The following is a 23,538-nucleotide window of genomic DNA, read 5'->3' on the forward strand; positions in this document are numbered from 1 at the left end:
GCACTCACACGGCCCTTACGGTTGCGAGCGCGCTCTGTGACTCACGCCACAGGGGGGAGGCGGTGGGAGCGGCCGGCGGGGGCCCTGACACTCCAGGGTGATGGCCGCGAACAGCTGGTCGGCGCCGGCGGCGAGGCGGGACAGCGCCGCCAGGCCCCTCAACTCCCGTACAGATCCCGGTACGACGGGAACGTCCCGCCGGGTCCTTCCACCCCCTCCGCCGCCAGCACGGCCTTGGTGACCGCCCGCGCCACCACGTCCGCGCCCGCCGCCAGCACCGCGTTGAGGTCGACCGGCGACAGCGGCGCGCCGGTGCCGGTGCCGGTGGAGGTGGACGTGCCGGTGGCGAGGGCGAAGACCGTGTCGCCGTCGTGCATCAGATGCACCGGCCGGATGGCCCGGGCCAGCCCGTCGTGCGAGGTGCCCGCGAGCTTCTGCGCCTGCGGGCCGGTGAGCGGCGCGTCGGTGGCGACCACCGCGAGCGTGGTGTTCAGGGGCGGCAGCCCGGAGGTGGTACGGGCCCGGCCGAGCCGCTCCATGGCCGCCTCGTGGACCGCCGGTTCGGGGTACGCGACGCGCCCCGGCGCCCCGTACAGCGCCCCCGTCGCGGGGTCGAACACCGAGCCCACGCAGTTGACGACGACCAGCGCTCCGACGGTGGCGCCGGAGGGCACGGTGGCGCTCGCGGTGCCGACCCCGCCCTTGAGGCCGCCCGCGACCGCCCCGGTCCCGGCACCGACGCAGCCCTGGGCGACGTCGGGGCCCGCGGCCTCGGCGGCGGCCCGGCCGGTGGCCGCGTCCGGGCGGGCGTGCCAGTCGCCGCCGCGCCCGAGGTCGAAGACGCAGGCGGCCGGGACGACCGGCACCACCTGGTGCGGCTCGGGCCCCACCCGCACCCCGCGCCCCCGCTCCTCCAGCCAGGCCATCACACCGCCCGCCGCGTCCAGTCCGTACGCGCTGCCGCCCGTCAGCACCACGGCCTCGATCCGCTCGACGACGTTGCGCGGGTCGAGCGCGTCGGTCTCCCGGGTGCCGGGCCCGCCGCCGCGCACATCGACGCCCGCCACGGCGCCGGGGGCCGGGGCCAGGACGACGGTGGTCCCGCTCAGGGCCCGCTCGCCGGGGACGTGGGCGTGCCCGACGAGGAAGCCGGGCACGTCCGTGAGGGAGTCGGCCCCGGGGGTCTTCGCGGTGTCAGCCATGACCGTCGACCTTAGGGTCGTCTCCCTCCCCGTCGTGACCGGGCAGCGCCACGCCCACCGCCACGGTGGCGGCGGCCACCAGGCCGGCGGCGAGCACGGCCCCGTGCCCGGCGAACGTGCAGGCCAGCGTCGCCACCGCCGAGACGGGCAGGACCAGCTGCTGGGCGAGGGTGCGCTTGAAGTGGCGCGAGTGCAGCGCCCACACCGTGAGCATGAACAGGGCGGCGGGCACGGTGACGGCGGCCGACGCCGCCGCCGTGGAGATGTGCGCCTTGCCGACGGCCTGCTCGACCGCCACCTCCATCCCGGCCCCGATGGCGGCGGCCGAGCCGAGGATGACGAAGTGCCCGTACCCCCAGGCGAACGCCTGCCGGTTGGAGGTGAGATGACCGGCGATCGGCACGGCGAAGTAGATCCACCAGGCCGCGAAGACGATCAGCAGCCCGCCGCCCGCGAGCGGCAGCAGCTCGCCCAGCGCCTCGTGCTCGTCGAGCGCCTCCTGTACGGCGACGGTGGCGGCGGCGACCGTCTCGCCCAGCACGATCAGGGTGAACAGGCCGTACCGCTCGGCGATGTGGTGCGGATGCCAGGTGCTCTGCGCGTCCCGCTCGGCGATCACGGGTACGGCGATCTCGGCGAGGGCCAGCACCGCGAACACCCAGGAGCGGGTGGCGCCGTGCGGCACGAAGAGCAGGCCGACCCAGCCGAGCTGGCACACGACGAGCCCGGCGGCGTACCGCAGCGCCATCAGGCGCTCGCCCGGGTCCGCCGCGTTGTGCGCCGCGCGCAGCCACTGGCTGGTCAGGGCGAGCCGCATCACGATGTAGCCGATGACGCAGACGGTGAAGTCACTGTCGTCGAAGGCGCGCGGCACCCCGGCGGCGAGGATGAGGACACCGGTGATCTGCACCAGCGTGACGACACGGTAGAGCACGTCGTCGCTGTCGTACGCCGAGGCGAACCAGGTGAAGTTCATCCACGCCCACCAGATGGCGAAGAAGACGGCGGTGTAGCCGGCCAGTCCGGCGCCGAGGTGGCCCTCGGCGAGCGAGTGGACGAGCCGGGCGCCGGCCTGCGCGACGGCGACGACGAAACAGAGGTCGAAGAAGAGTTCCAGGGGCGTTGCCGCGCGGTGTTCCTCGTGGCGGCTGCGTGCGGTCATGCGGGGCATGGGCCAAGGAGACCAGACGCGGACACCGGGACGGCGGCACCGGGGGGTACCCGGGCGGGTTGACCGGGACCCAGCTGCGAGGCTCCCCGGCCGGCGAGCGGCCCCGCCCGGCCCCGCCCCACGGCCGCCCGCCCCCCACTGCCATCTGACTGAAGGGTTCACCCCGCCACCCGTCAAAACAGGTGATAAGTGGTCAGATGCACCTACGGTGGCCGGGTGACCGAGCCTCCCGCAGCGAAGCGCCCCGCAGCAAAGCCTCCCGCGGCGAGGCCACCCACGGGGAAGCCGACGGTCGCGCTGCGGGCGACCGCCGCCGGTACCGCCCTCTCCCTCCTGCTGGTCCTCGCCATCGTCTTCGGCAGCCGCCGGCTGAAGGACTTCGACTCCGCCCTCCTGCCCTACGCCTGCGCGACCGTCTTCCTCGCCTTCGGCGTCGCCTACCGCTACACCGTGTGGATCTCCTCGCCGGGCGCCCGCCGCCTCCTCACCCAGGGGTGGCGCAGCCTCTTCTCCGTCGCCAACTTCCGCCGGGCGCCCACCGCGCTGCCCAGGATGGCCGCCACCTACCTCGGTCTCCAGAAGTTCCTCGGCGCCCGCTCGCACGCCCGCTGGGCCGCCCACCAGCTGGTCTTCTGGGGCTGTCTGCTGGCCGCCGCGATCACCTTCCCCCTCACCTGGGGCTGGTTCACCTTCACCTCGTCGACCGGTTCCGGGCCCGGCTACGAGATGCGGATCTGGGGTCTGAAGATCCTCGGCTTCGACTCGCTGAACCTCCTGGGTTGGCTGATGTTCCACGGGCTGGACATCGCCGCCGTCCTGGTCATCCCCGGTGCCTCGTACTTCCTGTGGCGCCGCATGAAGGACCGCGGCGCGATCACCGGCCAGCGCTTCGCCTACGACCTGGTCCCGCTGCTCCTGCTGATCGTCGTCTCCGTGACCGGCCTCCTCCTCACCTTCTCGTCGGTCTTCCTGCACGGCGGCGGCTACGAGTTCCTGGCCGTGCTGCACATGGTGTCGGTGGTGTTCACCCTCATCTACATCCCGTTCGGGAAGTTCTTCCACATCGTCCAGCGGCCCGCCGCCGTCGGGATGCAGCTCTTCAAGTACACCGCCCGGCAGGACGAACAGGTCTTCCCGTGCCGCCGCTGCGGCGAGCCCGTCGACACCGCCCCCTATGTCGAGAACCTGCGCGGGACCATGCGCGACCTCCGCCTCGGCTTCGACGCCTGGGCCGAGTACTGCCCGCGCTGCAAGCGGGTGCTGCGCGGCTCCGCCTACCTCGCGCACGTCAAGAAGGGCTACAAGTGAACCGGCTCCCGCTGGACCCCTCCCTCGCCCCGCCCGGCACCCGCGTCCTCCGCGACGCGGGCGACATCCCGGCCGACCGCCGGCGCGCCGACCAGGACGGCGAGACCCTCGTGCCCACCCACTGCTGCTTCTGCGGGGTGCAGTGCGGGATGTATCTCCGCGTCGACCGCGGCGGCAGGGTCTTCGGCGTCGAACCCCGCGACCACGACATCAACCGGATGCGCCTGTGCCCCAAGGGCATCAACGCGTACCAGCAGGTCAACCACCCCGACCGGCTCACCGCGCCGCTGCTGCGCCGCTCCCGCGACGAGCCCTTCCGCGAGGCGTCGTGGGAGGAGGCCCTGGACTTCACGGTCGCGGAGATCCGCCGTATCCAGGCCGCCCACGGCCATGACGCCTTCGGCCTGCTCGGCGGGGCCAGCCTCTTCTCGGAGAAGACGTATCTGGTCGGCAAGTTCGCCCGCGTCGCGCTGAAGACCCGGCACGTGGACTACAACGGGCGGCTGTGCATGGTCTCCGCGGCCGGTGCCAACAAGCTCGCCTTCGGCATCGACCGGGCCGCCAACCCCTTCTCCGACATCCTCCTCACCGACTGCCTGCTCATCGCCGGGTCCAACGTCGGCGAGTGCTTCCCCGTCATGACCCAGTACGTGTGGGGGGCACGCGACCGGGGCGCCACGCTGATCGTGATCGACCCGCGCGAGACGGCGGTCGCCCGCACCGCCGACATCCACGTGGCCCTCAAGCCCGGCACCGACTCGGCGTTCTTCACCTCGCTGCTCCACGTCGTGGTCGAGGAGGGGCTCGTCGACGAGGCGTACGTCGCCGCCCACACGACGGGCTGGGAGGAGGTCCGCGCCAAGGCCGCCGAGTATCCCCCCGAGCGGGCCGCGGAGATCTGCGGGGTCCCGGCCGCGCAGATCGTCGAGGTGGCCCGCGTCTTCGCCCGCGCCCCCAGGGCCATGGCCTGGCACGCCCGGGGCATCGAGCACCACTCCCAGGGCGTGGAGAACTGCCTCTCCGTGATCAACCTCTGCGTGGCCACCGGCAACCTCGGCAGGCCCGGCGCGGGCTACGGCACCCTCACCGGCCAGGGCAACGGCCAGGGCGGACGCGAGCACGGCCAGAAGGCCGACCTGCTGCCCGGCGGACGCTCCATCATGAACGCCGAGCACCGGCGGCAGATCTGCGAGATCTGGGGCATCGAGGAGTCCGAACTCCCGCCCGCCGGAACCTCGATGATGGAGATGGTCCATCAGATGCGCCGCCAGGAGATCCGCGGCCTGATCGGCATCTGCAACAACCCCTTCGTCTCCCTCCCGAACTACAGGACCGTCAAGGAGGGCTACGACGCCCTTCAGTTCCACGCCCAATTCGACTTCTTCCTCTCCGAGACAGCGGCCGACGCGCATGTGGTCTTCCCCGTCACCACCTGGGCCGAGGACGAGGGCGTGATGGCCAACGCCGAGGCCCGGGTGGTCAAGCACAACAAGGCCCAGGAGCCCCCCGCCGGCGTCCGCACCGACACCTGGGTGATCTGCCAGCTGGCCCAACGCCTCGGCGCGGGCGACAAGTTCGCCTTCGCCGGCTCGCGCGAGGTCTTCGACGAGCTGCGCGTCGCCTCCGCCGGGACGGTCAACGACTACTACGGCATCACCTACGAGCGCCTGGAGGAGACCGGCGGGATCGTCTGGCCCTGCCCCTCCACCGACCACCCCGGCACCCCGCGCCTGTTCGAGGACGGCCGGACCGCGCACCCCGACGGCAAGGTCCATATGCAGGTCGTCGAGTGGCACCCGCCGATGGACCCGTACGACGACGAGCACCCCCTCTCCCTCACCACCGGCCGGACCGTGGCGCACTTCCTCTCCGGCAACCAGACCCGCCGGCTCGGCGCGCTCGTCGAGCAGACCCCGCGCCCCTGGGTGGAGGTGCACCCCTCGCACGGCTTCCGCAACGGCGACCCGGTCCGCGTCGTCACCCGGCGCGGCAGCGAGGTCTTCCCCGCCCTGGTCACCGAGGCGATCCGCCCCGACACCGTCTTCATCCCGTACCACTGGCCGGCTCCCACGGCCGCCAACGTGCTCACCATCGACGCTCTCGACCCCCGTTCCAAGATTCCCGAGTACAAGGTCTGCGCCTGCCGCATCGAGCCCGGCGACCGGATCGCCGAGGTCCCCGCGCCCCCGACCGCCCCCGGCCACGTGGCCTGGCCGGCGGCCCAGGCCTCCCGCACCGACCCCCGGCCGCCCACGTCCCCGCAGGGGCGCGGCACCGCCGAGAGGAGCTGACGCCCGCCATGATGGGCAGAACGATCTTCATCGACCCCGGGCGCTGCATCGGCTGCCAGGCCTGTGTCTCGGCCTGCCGCGAGTGCGACTCGCACCGGGGCACATCCATGATCCATCTCGACTACCCCGACGAGGGGCACTCGGTCGCCTCCCTTCCCACGGTCTGCATGCACTGCGAGGACCCGGTCGCCCCCTGCGCCGAGGTGTGTCCCGCCGACGCGATCCTGGTGACCGCCGACGGAGTGGTGCAGCAGGCCGACACCTCCCGCTGCATCGGCTGCGCCAACTGCGTCAACGCCTGCCCCTTCGGCGTACCGAAGATCGACCTCCGGGCGAAGCTCCAGATGAAGTGCGACCTCTGCTACGACCGCACCTCCTACGGCCTCGCCCCCATGTGCGCCACGGTCTGCCCCACCGGCGCCCTCTTCTACGGAACGGTCGAGGAGCTCCGCGCCGAACGCCCCGGTGTCCAGGTCGCCGACTCCTTCACGTTCGGCGATGTCGTCGTGGCCACCGGCGTGGCCATGGTCGTCCCCGCCGACCGGGTCCAGTGGCCGGTCCCCGGCGGCCTCCCGGTCGTCGAGGTGAACGGAAGGGCGGTCCGATGAGCACGACCGGCCAGCCCCCGCCGCCCGGCACCCCGGCCGACGGGCCCGGCACGCCGGCCGACGGGCCCGGCACGGCGGACGCGGGCAGCGGTCCGGGCGGAAGCTCCCCGGGCGGGGGTGCCCCGGGCGGAGGTGCCCCGAGCGGGGGCGTCCCGGGTGAGGGCGTCCCGGGTGCGGGTGGCTCGCGCGAGGGTGGCTCGGGGCCCGCCGCCCCCTGGCCCGACCCCGCCCAGGAGGCGCTGCGCGACCGCGTCGCCGCCGACTCGCTCACCACCCGCCGCGACTACCTGCGGATCGTCACCACCGTCTCGGGCGGCCTCGCCGTCGGCGCGGTCGCCGTCGCCGGGGGCGTGCTCCACCGGCACGGGGACAGCGCGGACGCCCCCGAGCCCAAGCGCGTCGCCGACCGGCTCCGCCCCGGCGAGTCCATCGCCTTCCGCTTCCCCGGCGAGGACGACCGGGCGGTCGGCGTACGGCTCAGGGACGGCACCCTCGTCGGCTACTCCGCCGTCTGCACGCACCTGGCCTGCGCGGTGCTGTGGCGCGAGGACCGGGGCGAGGAGGGCGAGCTGTACTGCCCCTGCCACGAGGGCGTCTTCGACGTCCGCACCGGTGAGGTGACCGCCGGACCACCGCCCCGCCCCCTGCCGAAGGTGCTCCTCGTCGAGGAGATCGACGGCAGCGTCTGGGCGGTGGCCACCACCCGCTCCGGCGAGAGCTTCAAGGCGGCCATGTGCCGGCAGTTCGGTGAGCGGCGCCCGGACATGGCGGCCCGGATCGGCTGCCCGGGGGCGCGGTCCCAGCCCGAGAGGACCGAACGGACATGAGCGCCGACACCGGCCCCGGCGCGAGTGGCGACGCCACCGTGCCCGCGCCGCCGCCGTACACCCCCGGCAGCGCGCAGCCGCGCCTCAACCGTCCCGTACGCGACCGGTACCCCCAGATCCGCGCCACCAGCGGATACGGCGATCCCCGGACCCGCCGCACCGGCCCCGGCCCCGGTGCGGGCACCGAACAGGAGCCGGAGCGGTCCTCGAAGCTGACGGCCCGGCTCGTCCTGGCGATCACCGTGGTCGTCGGCCAGCTCTGGGGGCTGACGGTGATCGTCGACGAGTGGATGAAGGGCGACTCCGCGACCGCCTGGTGGGGCACGGGTTTCCTGGGCCTGTCGTTCCTCGTCGTCCTCGGCCTCTGGCTGATCGACCCCAAGGACCGGTGAGGGGGCGGGGGGAGGGCGGCCAGGGGGAGGGCGCCGGTGGAGGAGAGGGTGTCGGCCACCGTCTCGCCGTACCCTGGAGCTATGAGTACCGCCCCCGCCCCCGGACCGCGCGATGCGAAGCCGGCGTCCGACCCGAAGCCGAGGCCCGCGCTGGTCTTCGACGATCCGCTGGACCAGCAGTCCGCGGACGACACGGACCGTGGGTGGGGTGAGCGGGCCCCTTCGACCGGCAGCGCGGCCGACCTCGCGCGCTTCCTCGACGAGAAGCCGCCCCACCACATCTGAGCGCGCCCCCGTCCGGCCCGGCGGCCGTGCGCTACGGCGCGCTGTGCCCCGTACCGAGCTGGGAGACCAGGGCGTCGCGGATCTCCTTCAGCACCTCCAGCTCGCTGATCTCCATGGTCTCCTGGACGCCCTCCTTCGCCTTGTCGCGCTGAGCGCGCTTGGCCAGGACCTTCGCCATCGGCAGGACCATCAGGAAGTACACGACGGCCGCCGTGATGAGGAAGCTCAGCACCGCGCTGAGGACCAGGCCCCACATGATCGGGATGCCGGAGACCGCCTCGCCCGTCTTCTGGTCGAACTGGCAGGGGCCCTTCAGGCACGAGCTGTAGCTGTTCAGGTCCTTCGTTCCGAACGCCCCGACCAGCGGGTTGATGACGCCCTTCACGACCGAGTTCACGATGGTGGTGAACGCGGCGCCGATGACCACCGCGACGGCCAGGTCGATCACATTGCCGCGCATCAGGAAGGCTTTGAAGCCCGCCATGACGCCGCCGCCGCTCTTCTTCTCGTCGGTCACGAATGAGCCTCTCTTCGCAGGTGCGGGGGGTGGAGCAAACCGTTCCGCAACCTACGTCAGCGCATGACCGCGCTGTCCAATCCGCGTACGCAAACAGGTGACTTGACAGGATGTCCGTGCGATTCAGTACCACGTCACCACCAGCCGGGAGGTCGCACCGGCACCGGCGAGCGCGGTCGCGGTGGCGCGGGGGACGGAGAGGACGACCAGGGCCCCCTCGTCGGACGAGGACGGACCGCGCGACCGGGGTACGTCGGTCACCCGCGCACCCGAGGCCACCAGACGGGCCGCGCCCGAACCACCCGCGCCGCCCGAACCGCCCGCGCCGCCCGGTGAGGAGTCGGGCGCCGCGATCACATCGACCCGGTCGCCGGGCCGCAGCAGCCGTACGGTCTCCGCGTCCGCGATCCGTACCGGCGCCGACACCACGTCAACGGCCCTGGCCGCGGGGCGGGATGGCGCGCCCGCCTGCCGGACGCCCGTGCTCGCCGCCGCGACGGCGCCGGGAGCCGGAGGCCCCGTATCCGGGTGATCCGGGGTCCGCGCGCCCACCGCCGCCAGCGCCGCCGCGGCCACCGCGAGACCGGCCGCCATCGCCCGCCGTCGGCGCCGCACCGCCCGCCGCAGCCGGTGCCGGCTCCCGCGCACCCGCAGCGGGGGAAAGACGGGCACCCCGACCGGCTCGGGGGCCGGGGAAGGCAGGGGAACGGGCGCGGGAGGGGGTGCGGGCGCGGGGGAGGAGGGCAGGGGAGAGGGCCAGGACATGGCGGGTCACCACCGATCGTGAGGAGCCGGAGCCGGAACGGGTGCTGCTCGAACGCTCCTCACGATCCCCGCCCCGCCAACTTCCCGCCGAACCCTGTGGATTACTCGCGGGTTGTGGACAACCCCGTCACCCTCACGGGGAGACGGGTTGCCGGGGGAGGCTTCGGGGGCGGACGGGGGAGAAGCCCGCCCCGTGTGAGCGGGCCGCCCGGCCGCCCGACCCGCCGGCCGCCCGACCCGCCGGCCGCCCGGCCGCCCGGCCGACAGCTCGGCTGCACCGGCCACGGCGGGCCCGCCGCCCGCGCCCCCTACGGCACCCCGACCCCTCGACGGCGGTCGGCCCCCTCGACGACGGTCGGATCACCCACGGCAGCCGGATTCCCACGGCAACCGCACCCCCTACGGCAATCGGATCCCCGTCTCCAGCCCGTCCAGCGCCCGCGCGCACAGGCAGTCGCGCTCGCCCGACGGCAGGGCCGCCACCGCGTCGAAGAGCACCGAGCGGAGCCGGTCCACATTGGCCGCGAAGACCCGCAGCACCTCTTCGTGGGAGACGCCCTCCCCGGTCTCCGCGCCCGCGTCCAGGTCGGTGACCAGGGTCATCGTCGTGTAGCAGAGCCCCAGTTCGCGGGCGAGCACGGCCTCGGGGTGCCCGGTCATCCCCACCACCGACCAGCCCATCGCCGCATGCCACCGCGACTCCGCGCGCGTGGAGAAGCGCGGGCCCTCTATGACGACCAGCGTGCCCCCGTCCACCGGCTCCCAGTTCCGGCCGCGCGCGGCCGCGATGGCGGCCTTGCGGCCTTCGGGGCAGTACGGGTCGGCCAGCGCCACGTGCACCACGTTCGGGACCGAGCCGTCGGGCAGCGGGTGGCCGTCGTAGTACGTCTGGACGCGCGACTTCGTCCGGTCCACCAGCTGGTCCGGCACGAGCAGCGTGCCCGGCCCGTACTCGGGGCGCAGGCCGCCCACCGCGCACGGCCCGAGCACCTGGCGCACGCCCACCGAGCGCAGTGCCCACAGGTTGGCGCGGTAGTTGATGCGGTGCGGCGGGAGGTGGTGGCCGCGGCCGTGCCGGGGCAGGAAGGCGACCCGGCGTCCGGCGATCTCCCCCAGGAACAGGGAGTCGCTGGGACTTCCGTACGGAGTGTCGACCTGGAGCTCGGTCACGTCCTCCAGGAACGAGTAGAAGCCCGAGCCGCCGATGACGCCGATCTCCGCGCGTTCGGCGTTCCCCGTGCTCTGCGTGATCTCTGCGTTAGCCATGCGCAGCACCCTAGGGCGTGTCCGGCCGGCCCTGCCCGGGCCGTGGGGAGAACGCGCTTCGGGCATGCCGAAGACCCCGCCGTCGGGGACGGCGGGGTCTTCGGGGTGTCCGGGGCTCGTGCGGCCGGTCAGGCGGCCGACGACGAGCTGGTGGAGCTCGACGAGGAGGACGACGCCGAGGACGACGACGCGGCCGGCTTCGTGTCCGAGCCCGACGACGTCGACGGCTTGGCGGCCGAGGACGCGGGCGTGCTGCTCGACGAGGCGCCGCGACTGTCGTTGCGGTAGAAGCCGGAGCCCTTGAAGACGATGCCGACGGCCGAGAAGACCTTCTTGAGGCGGCCTTCGCAGTTGGGGCAGACGGTCAGGGCGTCGTCGGTGAACTTCTGCACCGCCTCGAGGCCTTCGCCGCACTCGGTGCACTGGTACTGGTAGGTCGGCACTTGTCTTCCTCCTGGCACTCTCACTCGATGAGTGCTAACGACGGTCCATAGTGACGTATTCCGCTGGATCAGTCCACCGTGACGGGAACTCGGTGACCCACGCCACTACGCGCGACGGTGCGTCCCGAGGAGCGCGGAGCCAGTCGCGAGCGCAGCGAGACCAGCGTGACCAGGGCCAGCGCGGTGCCCGCCAGGGGCACCAGGAAGCCCGCGCTGGAGCCGTGGGCGTCGGCCAGCCGGCCCGCCACGGTGACCGCGCCGGCCTGGCCCAGCGCCACGGCGCCGGTCAGCCAGGTGAAGGCCTCGGTCCGGGCGGAGGCCGGGACCAGCGACTCGACCAGGGTGTAGCCGGTGATCAGGGCCGGGGCGATGAAGAGGCCGACGATCAGGCCGAGGCCGCCGAGCAGCACCGCGGAGTGCAGGGCCCACAGGCCCGAGGCGGCCAGCGTCAGACCGGTGTAACCGGCGATCAGCCGCGTCCGGGGAGCGGACTTCCAGGCGATGGCGCCGCACGCGATGCCCGCCAGCATGTTGCCCGCGGCGAAGACCCCGTACAGCAGGCCGTTGGCGCCGGGGTTGCCGATCTCCTCGGAGAACGCGGTCAGCGAGACCTGCATCCCGCCGAAGACGGCGCCGATGCCGAGGAAGGACACGGCCAGGACGCGCACACCGGGGATGGAGAGCGCGGAGACGTGCTCCACGCGCGCGTCACCGTCGCCGGAGCGGCTGGGCTCCGGCTGGGTGCGGTGCTGGGCGGCGAAGAGCAGGCCGCCGACGAGGGTGAGCGCTGCCTCGGTGATCAGTCCGGCGGCCGGGTGGACGCCGGTGCACAGCGCGGTCGCGAGCACGGGGCCGATGACGAAGGTGAACTCGTCGGTCACCGACTCGAAGGCGGCGGCCGTGGACATCAGGGGCGAGCCGTCGAGCTTGGCGGCCCAGCGGGCCCGGACCATCGGCCCGACCTGCGGCACCGAGGCACCGGTGGGGACGGCGGCCAGGAACAGCGCCCACAGAGGGGCGCCGGCCAGTGCCAGCGAGATCAGCACGGAGCCCGAGGCGGCGTGCACCAGGACGCCGGGGAGCAGCACCGCGCGCTGGCCGAGGCGGTCGGCGAGCTTGCCGCTCTGGGGGGCGAACAGGGCCATGGAGACGCCGGTGACGGCGGCCACGGCACCGGCGCTGCCGTACGAGCCGGTGGTGTGCTGGACCAGGAGCACGATGCTGATGGTGAGCATCGCGAAGGGCTGCCGGGCGGCGAAGCCGGGCAGGAGGAACGTCAGTGCGCCGGGAGTGCGCAGGAGCTGCCCGTAGCCCGGGCGACGCTCGGAAGTGACCGTGGATGCCACGGCCCTTGCCTTTCTGCCGCCTGGTAGCGCGCCCCTCGTACCGGGTGGGTACGGGCGCCGCCGAGAGCTGTCCTCTTGCGCGGAACTGCGGTAGATGCCGGGGCTCACCTGGGGGAGCCTCCGACCGCCATACGGTCGCGCCAGCTCTGCGTCAGGCAGAGTTGGTCGATCAGTGGTGTGCCTTCATGGTACAGGGGGATTCGACTCCGCGCCTGTGAAAGCGCGCGGATGATCGAGATCACACCTCTGATTAACCGGACCTTCGTCTCAACCCGACCTTCGTCCGGTCGTTCCCCTGGTTCCCTGGTCCGGGCGCGGGCCGGGCCCGCCCGTCCCCAGCCAGCCGGCCAGCTTGCCGCCCTGCCCGACCGCCCGCAGCCGTGCCTCGGCCGCGTCGCGCACCGGGTCGGTCGCCACCACCAGGAGCTCGTCGCCGCGCCGCAGGACGGTCGTCGGCCCGGGGACGAAGCTCTTGCCGTCCCGGACGACCAGGGTGACCGCGGCGCCGGGGGGCAGCCGCAGCTCGTGCACCTCGACGCCGTGCATCCGCGACTCCGGCGGGATGGCCACCGACAGCAGATGGCCGCGCAGCCGCTCCAGGGGCGCGGACTCGATGCCGAGGTCGGATGCGGTCTCCACGTCCGAGATCCGCAGCTTCCTGGCGAGCCAGGGCAGCGTCGGGCCCTGGACGAGGGTGTAGACGACGACCAGGACGAAGACGATGTTGAAGACGCGCTCGCTGCCCTCGATCCCGGAGACCATGGGGATGGTGGCCAGGATGATGGGCACGGCGCCGCGCAGCCCCGCCCAGGACATCAGGGCCTTCTCCTGCCACGGCATACGGAACGGCGCCACGCTGATCAGTACGGCCAGCGGCCGGGCCACCATCGTCAGGGCCAGGCCGATGAGCACGGCGGGCCAGAAGTCGTCGGGCAGCTCGTGCGGGGTGACGAGCAGGCCGAGCAGGACGAACATGCCGATCTGGGCGATCCAGCCGAGCCCGTCGGCGAAGCCGCGGGTGGCGGGCCAGTGCGGCAGCTTGGCGTTGCCGAGGATCATCGCGGCCAGGTAGACGGCGAGGAAGCCGGAGCCGTGGGCCATGGCGCCCGCCGCGTACGCGGTGACGGCGATCGCCATCACGGCGATCGGGTAGAGGCCGGACGCGGGCAGCGCCACGTGCCGCAGGCCCCAGGAGCCGAGCCAGCCGACCGCGAGGCCGATCCCGGCGCCGATCGCCAGCTCGAGGGCGATCTTGCCGAGCAGGGCGTACCAGGACTCCACAGGGCCCGGGGTGGAGAAGGCGACGACCAGGATGACGACCGGGGCGTCGTTGAAGCCCGACTCGGCCTCCAGGACGCCGGTGATCCGGGACGGCAGCGGGACCTTGCGCAGGACGGAGAAGACGGCCGCGGCGTCCGTCGAGGACACTACCGCGCCGATGATCAGTGACTGCCGCCATTCGAGCCCGACCAGGTAGTGCGCACCGGCCGCGGTCACCCCCACGCTCACCGCGACGCCGACGATCGAGAGCACGACCGCCGCGGGCAGCGCCGGGCGGATCTCTTTCCACTTGGTGCCCAGACCGCCCTCGGCCAGGATCACCACCAGTGCGGCATAGCCGATGACCTGGGTCATCTCGGCGTTGTCGAACTGGACGTCGAAGATTCCGTCCTGCCCTATGGCGATCCCGATCCCGAGGTACAGGAGCAGGCTGGGGAGCCCGCTGCGGGAGGAGACGCGCACGGCCGCGACGGCGATGAGCAGGACGAGCGAGCAGATGAGCAGGAGCTCGTTGAGATGGTGGACAGTCAGTGGCCGATCCTTCCCCTCACGCGCCGTCAGGCGCCCTCACGCACCGACGCGGAAACGTTCCTCCGGGCAACGGTACTTCGTTACCTTACCTAATCTTTGACGAGTTCTTTACGCAAGAAGGTGTCTGCCGGACGGGCTGACGCTCATACAAGACACCGCGTCCGGGGCTGTCGGTCGCTGCGCCTATGGTTGCTCCAGCACTAGGACCACCCTGCCCCTCGAAGGACAGCGATGCCCTCCACCACAACCGCCCCTTCCGCCAAGACGAAGGTCAGGAAGAAGGGACGCCGTGCCCGTCTGATCCTGATCGTCCTGGTGCTGGCGCTCGTCGCGGGTGTCGGTTTCGGCGCGTACTGGAGCATCAGCACCGTGCGCGCCTCCTTCCCGCAGACCACGGGGTCGCTCCAGCTCAAGGGTCTGACCGGCGGCCCGGTCGAGGTCAAGCGCGACGACTACGGGGTGCCGCAGGTCTACGCGGACAACGACACCGACCTCTTCATGGCCCAGGGCTTCGTCCAGGCCCAGGACCGCTTCTGGGAGATGGACGTCCGCCGCCACGTCACCTCCGGCCGGCTGTCGGAGATGTTCGGCAAGGACCAGGTCGAGACCGACGCCTTCCTGCGCACTCTCGGCTGGCGCCGGGTCGCGCAGCGGGAGTACGACACCAAGCTGTCACCGCAGACGAAGAAGTACCTCCAGGCGTACGCCGCCGGTGTCAACGCCTACCTGGAGGGCAAGGGCCCCAAGGACATCTCCGTCGAGTACGCGGCGCTGGACTTCGTCCACGACTACAAGGTCGAGAAGTGGACGCCGGTCGACTCGGTGGCCTGGCTCAAGGCGATGGCCTGGGACCTGCGCGGCAACATGCAGGACGAGATCGACCGGTCCCTGATGACCAGCCGGCTCGCGCCCAAGCAGATCAAGGACCTGTACCCGCCGTACCCGACGGCCACCCACCGGCCGATCGTCGAGGGCGGCTCGGTCAGCAAGGTCACCGGCAAGTACGACCCGAACCGCGAGCCGGGCACCGGCGGCGGGACCGGGTCGACGGTCCAGCAGGCCACCCAGGGCGCGCAGACGCAGCTCGCACGCCTCTCCGAGAGCCTCGACAAGATCCCGGCCTTCCTCGGCGCCAACGGCAGCGGCATCGGCTCCAACTCCTGGGTCGTCTCCGGCGCGTACACGACGACCGGCATGCCGCTGCTCGCCAACGACCCGCACCTGGCGCCGATGATGCCCTCGCTCTGGTACCAGATGGGCCTGCACTGCCGTACGGTCTCGGCGGCCTGCGGCTTCGACGTGGCCGGCTACACCTTCTCCGGCATGCCGGGTGTGGTCATCGGCCACAACCAGGACGTCTCCTGGGGGTTCACCAACCTCGGCGCCGACGTGACCGACCTGTACCTGGAGAAGATCGCCCCCGGCGGCACCTACCTCTACGACAACCAGCAGAAGGCCCTCGCCACGCGCGAGGAGGTCATCAAGGTCGCGGGTGGCAAGAGCAAGACGATCACCGTGCGCGAGACCAACAACGGCCCGCTGGTCTCCGACCGCGACGACGAGCTGGAGAAGGTCGGCAAGAAGGCCCCCGTGGCCACCTCCGCCCCGGACCGGGGCGAGGGGTACGCGGTGGCCCTGAAGTGGACCGCGCTGGAGCCCGGCAAGTCCATGGACGCCGTCTTCGAGCTCGACCGGGCCAAGGACTTCAAGTCCTTCCGGGCGGCGGCGAAGGACTTCGAGGTCCCCTCGCAGAACATGATCTACGCCGACACCAAGGGCAACATCGGCTACCAGGCGCCCGGGCGGATCCCGGTCCGCGCCAAGGGCTACGACGGCTCCGTGCCCGCCCCGGGCTGGGACTCCAAGTACAACTGGAAGCCGGCGCCCGTCCCCTTCGACCAGCTGCCGTACGAGTTCAACCCCAAGCGCGGCTACATCGTCACCGCCAACCAGGCCGTGGTGGACGAGAAGAAGTACCCGTACCTGCTGACCAGGGACTGGGGCTACGGCACCCGCAGCCAGCGGATCAACGACCTCATCGAGTCGAAGATCAAGGACGGCGGCAAGGTCTCCACCGAGGACATGCAGAAGATGCAGATGGACAACAGCAGCGAGATCGCCGCGCTGCTGACGCCCGCGCTGCTGAAGATCGACGTCCCCGACCCGTCCGTGCGCGAGGCGCAGAAGCTGCTGGAGGGCTGGGACTACACCCAGGAGGCGGACTCCGGGGCGGCCGCCTACTTCAACGCGGTGTGGCGCAACGTCCTCAAGCTGGCCTTCGGCAACAAGCTCCCCAAGGAGCTCAGGGTCGAGGGCGAGTGCCTGAACGTGCGCCCGCCGGACAGCTCCGGCCCGGTGGACGACCTCAACGGCCTGGTGCGCGAGTGCGGCCAGCGGGCCGCGGACTCGGCGCAGCCCGACGGCGGCGACCGCTGGTTCGAGGTGGTCCGGCGGATCTTCAACGACGAGAAGAACGAGTGGTGGCAGACGCCCAAGAGCCGTCTGGACCCGGCCACCAAGACCCGCGACCAGCTGCTGGCGCGCGCGATGAAGGACGCCCGCTGGGAGCTGACGGCCAAGCTCGGCAAGGACGTCAGCACCTGGAGCTGGGGGCAGCTGCACCAGCTGATCCTGAAGAACCAGACGCTCGGCACCGACGGCCCCGGCATCGTGCGGTTCCTCCTCAACCGCGGCCCGTGGAACCTGGGCGGCGGCGAGGCGGCGGTCAACGCGACCGGCTGGAACGCGGGCGGCGGCGACTACTCGGTCACCTGGGTGCCCTCGATGCGCATGGTGGTGAACCTGAAGGACTTCGACAAGTCGAAGTGGATCAACCTCACCGGCGCCTCCGGCCACGCCTACAGCGCGCACTACTCGGACCAGACCGGGAAGTGGGCCAGGGGCGAGCAGCTGGACTGGTCCTTCAGCGCCAGGGCGGTCGGCGCCTCGACGGTCGACACACTGACGCTGAAGCCGTGAGCCTCCGCCCCCGGTCGCGGCCTTCGGGCCTCAGACCGGGAAGCGGGTCACGCCCTTCGGGGTGACCACCACCTGGACGGGGTGGTCGTGCGGTTCCTCCGGGACCCGCGCGACCACCTCGTTCGCGTAGAGCAGCACCACGCGCGCGGGATCGTGCCCGGCCGCCGCGATCCGGGCGAGCACCCGGTCGTACGAGCCGCCGCCCCGGCCCAGGCGCATCCCGCGCGCGTCCACGGCGAGGCCGGGCAGCAGCACGGCGCCCGCCTCCAGCACGGCGGCGGGCCCCAGCCGGGCCCCCGACGGCTCAAGGAGCCCCCGCCCGGCCGGTTCGAGCCGGTCCGCGCCCTCGTACTCGGCCCAGTCCAGGTCATTGTCCGATTGCAGTACGGGCAGCAGGACGCGCACACCACGGGTGCGCAGCGCGTCGAGCAGCGCGCGCGTCCCCGGCTCACGCCCCACCGAGACGTACGCGGCGACGGTCCCGCCCGTCGCGAGCTCCGGGAGCCCCAGCGCCCGGCGGGCCAGCTCCTCGCCCGCCCGTTCGACGTCCTGCGGCGTCAGGAGGCGCCGTGCACCCAGGAGTTCCGCGCGCAAGAGGGCCTTTTCGGCTGCATCATCACTCACAGTGTTTTCACAATCCCCTCAAATGCCTGTTTATGAGGCCGTATTAACCGGAGGATAATCTTCCGCACATACGCAGCGGTTAGTGTGCTGCGCATGACTCAGTCGCCCCCACGGATCACCAAGGCTGTCATTCCGGCGGCAGGCCTCGGCACCCGCTTCCTGCCGGCCACCAAGGCCACCCCCAAGGAGATGCTGCCGGTCGTCGACAAGCCCGCGATCCAGTACGTGGTCGAGGAGGCGGTCGCCGCGGGCCTCTCGGACGTACTGATGATCACGGGGCGCAACAAGCGCCCCCTGGAGGACCACTTCGACCGCAACTACGAGCTGGAGGAGGCCCTCTCCCGCAAGGGCGACGAGGCCCGGCTCGCCAAGGTCCGGGAGTCCAGCGACCTCGCCGCGATGCACTACGTGCGCCAGGGCGACCCCAGGGGCCTGGGCCACGCGGTGCTGTGCGCCGCGCCGCACGTGGGCGAGCAGCCCTTCGCGGTGCTCCTCGGTGACGACCTCATCGACGCGCGCGACCCGCTGCTGTCGCGGATGGTGGAGATCCAGGAGCGCGAGGGCGGCAGCGTGATCGCCCTGATGGAGGTCGAGCCCTCCCAGATCCACCTCTACGGCTGCGCGGCCGTGGAGCCCACCGGCCACGGCGACGTCGTCCGGATCACCGGCCTGGTGGAGAAGCCCGACCCGGCGGACGCGCCGAGCAACCTCGCCATCATCGGCCGGTACGTCCTGGACCCCGCGGTCTTCGCGATACTGCGTCAGACCGAGCCGGGCCGCGGCGGCGAGATCCAGCTCACCGACGCGCTCCAGCAGCTGGCCGCGGACGAGAAGGTCGGCGGCCCGGTGCACGGCGTGGTCTTCAAGGGCCGGCGCTATGACACCGGCGACCGAGGCGACTATCTGCGTGCCATTGTCAGACTCGCGTGCGAACGTGAAGACCTGGGCCCCGACTTCAAGGCCTGGCTTCGCAGTTACGTGACCGAGGAGATGCAGGCACCTTGAGCAACACGATCTGGTCGGTCGACGAGCACCTGGAGGACGTCCTCGCCGCGGTGGCGCCGCTCGAACCCATCGAGCTGCAACTGCCCGACGCCCAGGGCTGCGTCCTGGTCGAGGACGTCACGGTGCCGCTCGCGCTGCCGCCCTTCGACAACAGCTCGATGGACGGGTACGCGGTGCGCGTGGCGGACGTGGCGGGGGCCAGCGAGGAGTTCCCCGCGGTGCTGACCGTGATCGGCGACGTGGCCGCGGGCAGCGGCGCGCTCCTGTCCGTCGGCCCCGGCGAGGCCGCCCGGATCATGACCGGCGCCCCGCTGCCGCCCGGCGCCGAGGCCGTGGTCCCGGTCGAGTGGACCGACGGCGGTACGGGCGGGGGCGCGGCCACCGGCATGCGCGCCGCCAGCGGCGCCCCCGAGGGCGCGAGCGGCGAGGTCCGGGTCCACCGGCCCGCCGAGGCCCGCGCCCACGTCCGCGCGGCGGGCAGCGACGTGCGGGCGGGCGACCTCGCGCTGGCCGCCGGGACCGTGCTCGGCCCGCCCCAGATCGGCCTGCTCGCAGCGATCGGCCGGGGCACGGTGAAGGTCCGCCCGCGCCCGCGCGTGGTCGTCCTGTCGACCGGCAGCGAACTGGTCCAGCCCGGCGAGAAGTTGGCCGAGGGCCAGATCTACGACTCCAACAGCTTCGCCCTGGCCGCCGCCGCGCGCGACGCGGGAGCCATCGCGTACCGGGTGGGCGCGGTCACCGACGACGCCGAGACCCTGCGCGCCACCATCGAGGACCAGCTGATCCGCGCCGATCTGCTGGTGACCACGGGCGGCGTCAGCGTGGGGGCGTACGACGTCGTCAAGGAGGCGCTCTCCTCGGTCGGCGACGAGGACGAGCCGGGCAGCGGCATCGACTTCCGCAAGCTCGCCATGCAGCCCGGCAAGCCCCAGGGCTTCGGCTCGATCGGCCCCGACCACACCCCGCTGCTCGCCCTGCCCGGCAACCCGGTGTCGGCGTACGTCTCGTTCGAGCTGTTCGTCCGCCCGGCCATCCGCACCCTGATGGGCCTGCCGGAGGTGCACCGGCCACGCGCGCGTGCCGCGCTCAGGAGCGACAAGGCGCTCACCTCCCCGGCGGCCCGGCGCCAGTTCCTGCGCGGGAGCCACGACCCGGACCAGGAGGCCGTCACCCCCGTCGGCGGCTCCGGATCGCATCTGATCGCGGCCCTGGCCCAGGCGGACTGCCTGATCGTCATCCCCGAGGACGTCACCTCCGTGGAGCCCGGCTCCGAAGTGGAGGTGGTCCTGCTCGGCTGACGGGGCCCCGGTGGCGGTAGCGTGTCTGCCCACACAGGCCGGACCGGGAGCGCCACACCATGAGTACGCAAGGCAGGCTGACGCACATCGACGAGGCGGGCGCGGCCCGTATGGTCGATGTCTCCGAGAAGGACGTGACGGCCCGCACCGCGCGCGCGAGCGGCCGTGTACGCGTCTCGCCGCGCGTGATCGAGCTGCTGCGCGGCGAGGGCGTGCCCAAGGGCGACGCCCTGGCGACCGCCCGGATCGCCGGGATCATGGGCGCCAAGCGCACCCCGGACCTGATCCCGCTCTGCCACCCGCTGGCGGTGTCCGGCGTGAAGCTGGACCTCACGGTCGCGGACGACGCGGTGGAGATCGCGGCGACGGTGCGGACGACCGACCGCACGGGCGTCGAGATGGAGGCGCTGACCGCCGTGTCGGTGGCCGCGCTGACCGTCGTCGACATGGTGAAGGCCGTGGACAAGGCGGCCGTCATCACGGACGTACGGGTGGAGACGAAGACCGGCGGCAAGTCCGGCGACTGGTCCCGCCCCGAGCCGGACGGGGCCACGGCGTGAGCGCGCCGGACGACACCGGCCGGACGTCCCCCAGGCCGGCCGGCGGCGCCCCGAGCCGCCCCGGGGTGGAGAACGCGCCCCCCTTCCCCGGCGACTTCGCGGGCCTCGGCGCCGCACTCCTCGCCCCGTACGCGGCGCTCGTCGTCACCGCCTCCAACCGCGCCTCGGCCGGGGTGTACGCGGACAGGGGCGGCCCGATCCTCGCCGAGGGCCTGGCGGGGCTCGGCTTCGCCGTGGACGGACCGCTGGTCGTGCCGGACGGCGACCCGGTGGAGCAGGCGCTGCGCGCGGGCACGGCCGCCGGGTACGACGTGATCGTCACCACCGGCGGCACCGGCATCTCGCCCACCGACCGCACCCCCGACGCCACCCGCCGCGTCCTCGACTACGAGGTCCCGGGCATCCCGGAGGCGATCCGCGCCGAGGGCCTGGCGAAGGTCCCGACCGCCGCGCTCTCGCGGGGGCTCGCCGGGGTGGCGGGCGGCCGCACCCTGATCGTCAACCTGCCGGGCTCCACCGGCGGCGTCCGCGACGGACTGGCCGTCCTGGAGCGGCTGCTGCGACACGCCGTCGACCAGCTGCGGGGCGGCGACCACCCCAGACCCGTGGGGAGCCCGAGCTGAACGTTCCCTCATGGCCGGTGGAGCTGACGGACGGCGATGTCCTCCTCCGTCCCATAAGGCTGCGTGACCAGCGCCCCTGGCGCGAGGTCAACCGGCGCAACCGCGAGTGGCTGCGGCCCTGGGAGGCGACCATCCCGCCGCCCGCGCCCGGCGCCCCGGCCGCCCGGCGGCCCACCTACCGGCAGATGGTCCGGCACCTGCGCGCCGAGGCGAACGCGGGCCGGATGCTGCCGTTCGTGATCGAGTACCAGGGCCGGCTGGTCGGCCAGCTCACGGTCGCCGGGATCACCTGGGGCTCGATGTGCTCGGGGCACGTCGGCTACTGGGTCGACCGCGAGGTGGCGGGCCGCGGTGTCATGCCCACCGCCGTCGCGCTCGCCACCGACCACTGCTTCCGTACGGTCGGACTGCACCGCATGGAGGTCTGCATTCGCCCGGAGAACGGGCCGAGCCGGCGCGTGGTGGAGAAACTCGGATTCCGCGAGGAGGGGCTGCGCCCGCGCTATCTCCACATCGACGGCGGATGGCGGGACCACCTGGTGTACGCGCTGACGGCGGAGGAGGTGCCCGAGGGGCTGCTCCACAGGTGGAAGCAGGCACGTCGGGCGCACCACGAGAAATGAAATAGACGTTCGAATTCAGTCCCGGTATGACCGCGAACCGATCTGAAGAATCACAAAAAAAGCCGGTCTTATCAGCCAGATCGTGCGACACACCGGCTCAATTGGCGTATCCCTTCGCGCCCGTCCCTCTACCGTGTGGGGTGTGAGCAGCAGCGGCCTCATCTACGCAGTCATCGTCGGGGCCTGGGCCGCCTACTTGGTGCCGATGTGGCTCCGCAGGCAGGACGAGCTCAACGAGGCCCGTCCGACGGAACGCTTCAGCACCGCCATCCGGCTGCTGTCCGGACGGTCGGCCATGGAGCGCCGTTACGCCAGGGAGCTCAGGCAGCGAGGTTCCGGCGACCCCGCACCCGACGCCGACCCGGACGCGCCCACGGAGTTCCTCGGGGACCCCGCCCAGGGCGTCGACGTCCGGGACCTCGCCGTGCCGCGACAGCACCCGACCGGTGCCGGGGCGCAGCGGCGCGGCGAACGCGAGGAGCCACGTCCCGAGGAGGCCCGCCCCGAGCGCGCCGAGGTCCCGCATCCCGCCGAACCCGCCCACGAGGCCCCGCGTCCCGAGGAGCGCCGCGGGAGCGGACGCGGTGGTGACGAGCGGTCCGGGGGCGCGCGGCAGGGTGACGCGCGCCGGCGTGAGGATCGTTCCGCGGCCGCCGCAGAGCGGGCCCGGCGCGCCCGGCGCAGCGCGGTCCTGGCGCGCCGCCGGCGTACGACGGTGGTCCTCTTCCTGGCCTTCACCCTGGGCGCGGTGGTGGCGGCGGTGGGCGGCCTCGGCTTCCTGTGGGCGCCCGCGGCCCCGGCCGTCCTGCTCAGCGCGTACATCATGCATCTGCGCGCCCAGGAGCGGCGGAGGTTCGCGTTCGTCATGGACCGCCGCCGCGCCGAGGCCGCCGCGCAGCGGCTGCGCGAGCGCCAGCCGCGCCGTCAGCCCGCCGCCGCGGAGCCCGAGGACGAGCCGGAGCCCCACCCGGCCCCCGAGCCCGAGCCGGTCGTCTCCCCGCAGGAGGCCGACCGGCGCGCGCTGGTGGAGCAGACCGACCACGCCGAGTGGGTCGACCAGCAGCGCGAGCGCGGCCCCGAGCGCGGCGACAGCTGGGAGCCGGTCCCGGTGCCGCTCCCCACGTATGTGACGGCCCCCGTCGCCCCGCGCGCCACCGGCAGCATCGACCTGGGCGCCCCCGACACCTGGTCCTCGGCCCGCTCCTCCACCGCGGACCCGACGGTTCCGGCCCCTCCGGCGCCCCGCCGCCGCATGTCGACGGGGAGCGGGCGGACCCCGCTCTTCGACCAGTACGCGGACGACGACCGCCCCCGCGCGGCCAACGAGTGAAGCCCGTCTCGCTGACCAGCGGGGACCGGATTTCCAAGCACCCCCGTCGGGGTGCTAATGTTTCACCCGTTGCAAGGGCCTGTGGCGCAGTCCGGTAGCGCACCTCGTTCGCATCGAGGGGGTCAGGGGTTCGAATCCCCTCAGGTCCACAACAACAACCCACTGCGGGTTCACCCGCGAAGGGTGTACGAAATCCCGGTCAGACGGTCACCGTCCGGCCGGGATTTCGTCGTTCCGGCCCCCGGAGGGGCGCCCGCCCGTGG

Annotated in this window: 22 protein-coding genes and 1 tRNA gene; 14 read left to right on the top strand and 9 right to left on the bottom strand. The window is 72.8% G+C overall.

The genetic code is table 11. From position 1 onward, the window contains the following. Window positions 1–158: 158 nt before the first annotated feature. Entirely contained in the window at window positions 159–1,202 is a 1,044-nt protein-coding gene (locus tag ABZ404_RS28560; protein WP_358836765.1) for a P1 family peptidase, read from the bottom strand. Next, the gene (locus tag ABZ404_RS28565) at window positions 1,195–2,373 is read right to left on the bottom strand and encodes a low temperature requirement protein A (RefSeq protein ID WP_358836766.1); all 1,179 of its coding nucleotides are present in this window, start codon (window positions 2,371–2,373) and stop codon (window positions 1,195–1,197) included. The genes ABZ404_RS28560 and ABZ404_RS28565 overlap by 8 nt, the downstream gene beginning before the upstream one ends. A gap of 216 nt (window positions 2,374–2,589) precedes the next feature. Here ABZ404_RS28565 and ABZ404_RS28570 point away from each other — a divergent pair, with 216 nt between their 5' ends. From ABZ404_RS28570 to ABZ404_RS28595, 6 genes are all read left to right on the top strand, one after another. Next, entirely contained in the window at window positions 2,590–3,681 is a 1,092-nt protein-coding gene (locus ABZ404_RS28570) for an MFS transporter (RefSeq protein ID WP_358836767.1), read from the top strand. Beyond that, complete coding sequence (locus tag ABZ404_RS28575; RefSeq protein ID WP_358836768.1) at window positions 3,678–5,972, top strand: molybdopterin oxidoreductase family protein; 2,295 nt, start codon at window positions 3,678–3,680, stop codon at window positions 5,970–5,972. Before ABZ404_RS28570 ends, ABZ404_RS28575 begins: the two co-directional genes overlap by 4 nt. 8 nt (window positions 5,973–5,980) lie before the next feature. Beyond that, window positions 5,981–6,580, top strand: a complete 600-nt coding sequence (locus ABZ404_RS28580) for a 4Fe-4S dicluster domain-containing protein (protein ID WP_358836769.1) — start codon at window positions 5,981–5,983, stop codon at window positions 6,578–6,580. Further along, a complete protein-coding gene (locus tag ABZ404_RS28585; RefSeq protein ID WP_358991039.1) occupies window positions 6,577–7,407 on the top strand; it encodes a Rieske (2Fe-2S) protein in 831 nt (276 codons plus the stop codon). The genes ABZ404_RS28580 and ABZ404_RS28585 overlap by 4 nt, the downstream gene beginning before the upstream one ends. Continuing rightward, the gene (locus ABZ404_RS28590; RefSeq protein WP_358837793.1) at window positions 7,404–7,799 is read left to right on the top strand and encodes a hypothetical protein; all 396 of its coding nucleotides are present in this window, start codon (window positions 7,404–7,406) and stop codon (window positions 7,797–7,799) included. The genes ABZ404_RS28585 and ABZ404_RS28590 overlap by 4 nt, the downstream gene beginning before the upstream one ends. A gap of 81 nt (window positions 7,800–7,880) precedes the next feature. Beyond that, window positions 7,881–8,084 carry a hypothetical protein gene (locus ABZ404_RS28595; protein ID WP_358837792.1) on the top strand — a complete coding sequence of 68 codons (204 nt, stop codon included), beginning with the start codon at window positions 7,881–7,883 and terminating at the stop codon, window positions 8,082–8,084. Window positions 8,085–8,115: 31 nt separating this feature from the next. Here the strand turns inward: ABZ404_RS28595 and mscL are convergent, their stop codons facing one another. The 6 genes from mscL to ABZ404_RS28625 all read right to left on the bottom strand — a co-directional run bounded on the left by mscL (window position 8,116) and on the right by ABZ404_RS28625 (window position 14,263). Next, a complete protein-coding gene (gene mscL, locus ABZ404_RS28600; protein ID WP_358837795.1) occupies window positions 8,116–8,568 on the bottom strand; it encodes a large conductance mechanosensitive channel protein MscL in 453 nt (150 codons plus the stop codon). Window positions 8,569–8,724: 156 nt separating this feature from the next. Continuing rightward, the gene (locus ABZ404_RS28605; RefSeq protein WP_358991042.1) at window positions 8,725–9,366 is read right to left on the bottom strand and encodes a hypothetical protein; all 642 of its coding nucleotides are present in this window, start codon (window positions 9,364–9,366) and stop codon (window positions 8,725–8,727) included. 399 nt (window positions 9,367–9,765) lie between these two features. Continuing rightward, on the bottom strand, window positions 9,766–10,632 hold the full coding sequence (locus ABZ404_RS28610; protein ID WP_358835831.1) for an S-methyl-5'-thioadenosine phosphorylase: 867 nt from the start codon (window positions 10,630–10,632) through the stop codon (window positions 9,766–9,768). A gap of 128 nt (window positions 10,633–10,760) precedes the next feature. Continuing rightward, complete coding sequence (locus ABZ404_RS28615) at window positions 10,761–11,075, bottom strand: FmdB family zinc ribbon protein (RefSeq protein WP_358835832.1); 315 nt, start codon at window positions 11,073–11,075, stop codon at window positions 10,761–10,763. A gap of 68 nt (window positions 11,076–11,143) precedes the next feature. Beyond that, window positions 11,144–12,421: an MFS transporter gene (locus ABZ404_RS28620; RefSeq protein WP_358835833.1), complete on the bottom strand. Its 1,278-nt coding sequence runs from the start codon at window positions 12,419–12,421 to the stop codon at window positions 11,144–11,146. A gap of 267 nt (window positions 12,422–12,688) precedes the next feature. Beyond that, entirely contained in the window at window positions 12,689–14,263 is a 1,575-nt protein-coding gene (locus ABZ404_RS28625; RefSeq protein WP_358835841.1) for a potassium/proton antiporter, read from the bottom strand. Between the two features lie 201 nt (window positions 14,264–14,464). Here ABZ404_RS28625 and ABZ404_RS28630 point away from each other — a divergent pair, with 201 nt between their 5' ends. Continuing rightward, window positions 14,465–17,212, top strand: a complete 2,748-nt coding sequence (locus ABZ404_RS28630) for a penicillin acylase family protein (protein ID WP_358835834.1) — start codon at window positions 14,465–14,467, stop codon at window positions 17,210–17,212. Window positions 17,213–17,242: 30 nt separating this feature from the next. Here ABZ404_RS28630 and ABZ404_RS28635 read toward each other — a convergent pair whose 3' ends face one another. Then, entirely contained in the window at window positions 17,243–17,836 is a 594-nt protein-coding gene (locus tag ABZ404_RS28635; protein ID WP_358835835.1) for a 5-formyltetrahydrofolate cyclo-ligase, read from the bottom strand. A gap of 93 nt (window positions 17,837–17,929) precedes the next feature. Between ABZ404_RS28635 and galU the strand changes: the two genes are divergently transcribed. From galU to ABZ404_RS28670, 7 genes are all read left to right on the top strand, one after another. Continuing rightward, window positions 17,930–18,841 carry a UTP--glucose-1-phosphate uridylyltransferase GalU gene (gene galU / locus ABZ404_RS28640; protein WP_358835836.1) on the top strand — a complete coding sequence of 304 codons (912 nt, stop codon included), beginning with the start codon at window positions 17,930–17,932 and terminating at the stop codon, window positions 18,839–18,841. Beyond that, window positions 18,838–20,139 carry a gephyrin-like molybdotransferase Glp gene (gene glp, locus ABZ404_RS28645; protein ID WP_358835837.1) on the top strand — a complete coding sequence of 434 codons (1,302 nt, stop codon included), beginning with the start codon at window positions 18,838–18,840 and terminating at the stop codon, window positions 20,137–20,139. The genes galU and glp overlap by 4 nt, the downstream gene beginning before the upstream one ends. 59 nt (window positions 20,140–20,198) lie before the next feature. Further along, entirely contained in the window at window positions 20,199–20,699 is a 501-nt protein-coding gene (moaC, locus tag ABZ404_RS28650; RefSeq protein ID WP_358835838.1) for a cyclic pyranopterin monophosphate synthase MoaC, read from the top strand. A gap of 65 nt (window positions 20,700–20,764) precedes the next feature. Next, window positions 20,765–21,322 (top strand): MogA/MoaB family molybdenum cofactor biosynthesis protein, encoded by a 558-nt coding sequence (locus tag ABZ404_RS28655; RefSeq protein ID WP_358835842.1) that lies wholly within the window; start codon window positions 20,765–20,767, stop codon window positions 21,320–21,322. Window positions 21,323–21,339: 17 nt separating this feature from the next. Further along, window positions 21,340–21,945, top strand: coding sequence for a GNAT family protein (locus tag ABZ404_RS28660; protein ID WP_358835839.1), 606 nt, complete (start codon window positions 21,340–21,342; stop codon window positions 21,943–21,945). Between the two features lie 142 nt (window positions 21,946–22,087). Next, window positions 22,088–23,275 (top strand): gephyrin-like molybdotransferase receptor GlpR, encoded by a 1,188-nt coding sequence (gene glpR, locus ABZ404_RS28665; RefSeq protein WP_358991045.1) that lies wholly within the window; start codon window positions 22,088–22,090, stop codon window positions 23,273–23,275. 75 nt (window positions 23,276–23,350) lie between these two features. Further along, window positions 23,351–23,424: transfer RNA gene (locus ABZ404_RS28670), tRNA-Ala, on the top strand. Window positions 23,425–23,538: the final 114 nt, after the last annotated feature.

Origin of the sequence: Streptomyces sp. NPDC005878 (genome assembly GCF_040629815.1) — a bacterium.
Classification (GTDB): Bacteria; Actinomycetota; Actinomycetes; order Streptomycetales; family Streptomycetaceae; genus Streptomyces.

Coding starts and splice junctions, on each gene's coding strand:
- ABZ404_RS28595 (WP_358837792.1), top strand. CDS start 7,881: ATGAGTACCGCCCCCGCCCCCGGACCGCGCGATGCGAAGCCGGCGTCC.
- ABZ404_RS28560 (WP_358836765.1), bottom strand. CDS start 1,202: ATGGCTGACACCGCGAAGACCCCCGGGGCCGACTCCCTCACGGACGTG.
- galU (WP_358835836.1), top strand. CDS start 17,930: ATGACTCAGTCGCCCCCACGGATCACCAAGGCTGTCATTCCGGCGGCA.
- ABZ404_RS28580 (WP_358836769.1), top strand. CDS start 5,981: ATGATGGGCAGAACGATCTTCATCGACCCCGGGCGCTGCATCGGCTGC.
- ABZ404_RS28610 (WP_358835831.1), bottom strand. CDS start 10,632: ATGGCTAACGCAGAGATCACGCAGAGCACGGGGAACGCCGAACGCGCG.
- ABZ404_RS28585 (WP_358991039.1), top strand. CDS start 6,577: ATGAGCACGACCGGCCAGCCCCCGCCGCCCGGCACCCCGGCCGACGGG.
- moaC (WP_358835838.1), top strand. CDS start 20,199: ATGAGTACGCAAGGCAGGCTGACGCACATCGACGAGGCGGGCGCGGCC.
- mscL (WP_358837795.1), bottom strand. CDS start 8,568: ATGGCGGGCTTCAAAGCCTTCCTGATGCGCGGCAATGTGATCGACCTG.
- ABZ404_RS28565 (WP_358836766.1), bottom strand. CDS start 2,373: ATGCCCCGCATGACCGCACGCAGCCGCCACGAGGAACACCGCGCGGCA.
- ABZ404_RS28630 (WP_358835834.1), top strand. CDS start 14,465: ATGCCCTCCACCACAACCGCCCCTTCCGCCAAGACGAAGGTCAGGAAG.
- ABZ404_RS28605 (WP_358991042.1), bottom strand. CDS start 9,366: ATGTCCTGGCCCTCTCCCCTGCCCTCCTCCCCCGCGCCCGCACCCCCT.
- ABZ404_RS28590 (WP_358837793.1), top strand. CDS start 7,404: ATGAGCGCCGACACCGGCCCCGGCGCGAGTGGCGACGCCACCGTGCCC.